The sequence below is a fragment of the Methanocalculus sp. genome, assembly GCF_029762515.1.
In the GTDB taxonomy this organism is placed as follows: Archaea; Halobacteriota; Methanomicrobia; order Methanomicrobiales; family Methanocorpusculaceae; genus Methanocalculus.
The window spans coordinates 1-2,843 of sequence record NZ_JARVGN010000311.1; the positions used below are offsets into that span (position 1 = coordinate 1).

Sequence of the window (2,843 nt, forward strand, 5' to 3'; positions counted from 1 at the left end):
GGGGAGAATAACTGCTCCGGCATCATGGGCTGCGAGCATATTCTGGAGATGCACCCGCGAGTACGGCGTCTCCCGCGGCACAAGGATCAGCGGGCGCCGTTCCTTCAGGCAGACATCGGCGGCTCTTCCGATCAGGGTATCCGAGATCCCATGTGCGATTCCGGCAAGAGACTTCATCGAACATGGGACAACGACCATTCCATCGAACCGGAATGATCCGCTTGCGATCGCCGCTGCCAGATCCGAATTTTCCTCACGGATAACCCTGACATTCGAAAACGAGATCCCTTCAAGGGCTGCAATCGTCTCCGCGGTTCCGCTCACCACCAGGTGCACCCGGCACTGTTTCTCAAGTTCCATCAAAAGCCGTTCTGCATAGATCATGCCACTTGCGCCGGTCACCCCGACAACCAGTTCCTTCATGGTACCTCTCCCCTCTCATCTTCTGTTTCTATTGGAAGCTTATCTTGTTTTGTTGCCGGACGGATCGAAAGCACCCCGGCTGCTGCGAGAGCAACCGCTTCACGGTGCTCCCCGGGGCAGTAGATGCCAAGCCGCCACTGCGATCGCCGGATCTCATTCATCCCCCGGATCAGAGGCGATATCTCATCAAGCGAGACGACGTCATGCCGGTTCTGCACCAGCACCCCCATCACCATGTCGGTGGGAAAACCGGGTATATCCACACAGACCTCATGTGATGCAACACCGGCATGTGAGGCTATCTCTTCTGCCAGCGTAAAAGAGGCGCTCAGATCCGGCTGGGGGATACGGGCACGGTTGATTGAGCCAACCCCGACATACACGGCCCGCTTGTAGAGATTCCTGGTCAGGAGACGATGGATCATCTCCTGTGCAATCCCGCTTTCGGACTCCCGAAACGCCTGGATACATTCGGAATCATCCATTGCCACCAGACGGTCCGGGTCACCGCCACTTACGCAATGCTCATGTGCGGCAATGAGGAACATCCGTTCAGCTATCCGGGATACATGATGAAAATAGACGGCAGGCCGCATCAGGGTTCGTGCAACCAGGAGCGATTCTGCCGCCTGAACGCCGGAATCATCCAGGATAAGGCCTGATGGCGTCAGGACCGTGCTCCTGATGATCCGGTGGGAATCAACCGCACCATAGGGAACGCCTGTGTAGTGGGCATCCCGGTGCAGGTAATCCATCCGGTCGACATCAAGTTCCCCGTGGATCGCTCCCGAAAGCCGGTGGTTACCCCCGATCACGGCAGCAACCTCACCGGGATCAATGCCGGCTGCCGCAAGTGCTGATGCGGCAGAGGGCTCTTCAAGCAGATCATCGACAGCATCATGGCCATGGCCGCAGATCGACTCCATCAACGGTTCGATCGCATGCGAGAACGGCCCGTGGCCGATATCATGCAGGAGGGCAGATGCCCGGAGAAGGAGGGAGTCATCCTGATCTAGAGAGAGATGGTTACAGAGGCGTGTCGCCAGATGCATTGTCCCGAGTGCATGCTCAAACCGGGTATGGTTTGCACCCGGATAGACAAGGAATGAGAAGCCGAGCTGCCGGATCATCCTGAGCCGCTGGAGGGCGGGAGTATCAAGGAGGAGGCGGATCGGATCGTCCACCTCGATATCCCCATGGACCGGATCCTTGATCATCTTGGATCGCATGGATCCTGGAGCCGGTGCCCCTTGTGTATGCATAGTGAGATCTATGAGGCACGAGAGGTATTATATACCCCTCCCCGCCAGCTGCCATGCGGAACCCGGATTTCAAAGGCTGCACCCCCAAGAGTGCCACAGGCAGCTTTGATCGAGATCCCGGTGATCGAGAGGATCTCACTGATCAGGAAGAGACCAAGACCGGTACCCTTCCCCGCCCCATACTCGAAGAGATGGGCTTGTAGTGATGAATCGATCCCATCCCCGTCATCTTCGAGACAGATACAGAGATCCCCTTCTGCCTCACGGCACGAGGCCCGGAACCGGGATACCGAGTTCCCCCCATACTTCATCGTATTATCGACGAGGTTGTACATCGCCTTCTCAAGGAGGGGATCAGAATAGATCTCGTATCCCGATACCTCGTTCTCGAGCGTGATCCCATCCGGGCTCCTTGTACCAAATCCCCGGTTGATCACCATCCTGAGATCCTGCCAGGCAGGCCCATGAACCCCGACCCTCTGGTAATCCTGGGTGAATGCAGAGATCCTGTGGATCCGCTCGATGGTTGCCTCAAGGCCTGCACAATACTCGGATGCCTGTGGGTCGGTGATCAGATCCTTCATCAGTTCCGTGTATGCGGAGAGGCTGTTGAGCTGGTTGAAGATATCATGGCGTGTTACGCTCTGGAGGAGGTTGAGCTTCTCATTTGAACGGGAGAGCTCCTCTTCCATCTCCCGCCTGCTGGTGATATCAAAGATCGATGCCTCGATGATGGAGCAGCCGGTCTCTCCGATCCTGTGTTTGATCACCTCATGCACCCATCGGATACTGCCATCCCGATGAATGATCCGGTAATCTGCACTGAAATGTTCGCCTGGGGAGGCATAGAGATGATCGTACCGGCTCATGATATCCGGTGCATCGGCAGGATGGATCAGCGATGACCATGAGGGATTGCCGGTGCCGATCTCGTCTGGGCGGTATCCGGTGATCCCGGTGACGGCACCATGGAGGAAGACGGGTTCTCCTTCAACAAACCGGTAGACGATACCATGAAAATGCTGGAGGAACGAGCGGTGCATCTCCTCGCTCTCGGCAAGCTTCTGCTCTGCTTCCTTCCGGAGTGAGATATCCCGAATCATTGCGATATAGCCTCTTCCATCCGGTGTGGCAACGGGTGCGACTGTCACATCCGCC

Annotated in this window: 3 protein-coding genes; all 3 read right to left on the reverse strand. The window is 56.8% G+C overall.

All coding sequences use genetic code 11. From position 1 onward, the window contains the following. Positions 1 to 423 (reverse strand): UbiX family flavin prenyltransferase (locus QCH34_RS10110; protein WP_300333655.1); only part of this gene is annotated, 423 nt, incomplete at its 3' end. Continuing rightward, positions 420 to 1,640, reverse strand: coding sequence for an HD domain-containing protein (locus QCH34_RS10115; protein WP_300333660.1), 1,221 nt, complete (start codon positions 1,638 to 1,640; stop codon positions 420 to 422). The genes QCH34_RS10115 and QCH34_RS10110, both read right to left, overlap by 4 nt. Before the next feature lie 53 nt (positions 1,641 to 1,693). Next, a partial coding sequence (locus QCH34_RS10120; RefSeq protein WP_300333665.1) for a PAS domain S-box protein occupies positions 1,694 to 2,843 on the reverse strand: 1,150 nt, incomplete at its 5' end.

What these genes read in the sequence shown, in the direction of transcription:
- QCH34_RS10115 (WP_300333660.1), bottom strand. Translation starts at nt 1,640, where the DNA reads ATGATCAAGGATCCGGTCCATGGGGATATCGAGGTGGACGATCCGATC.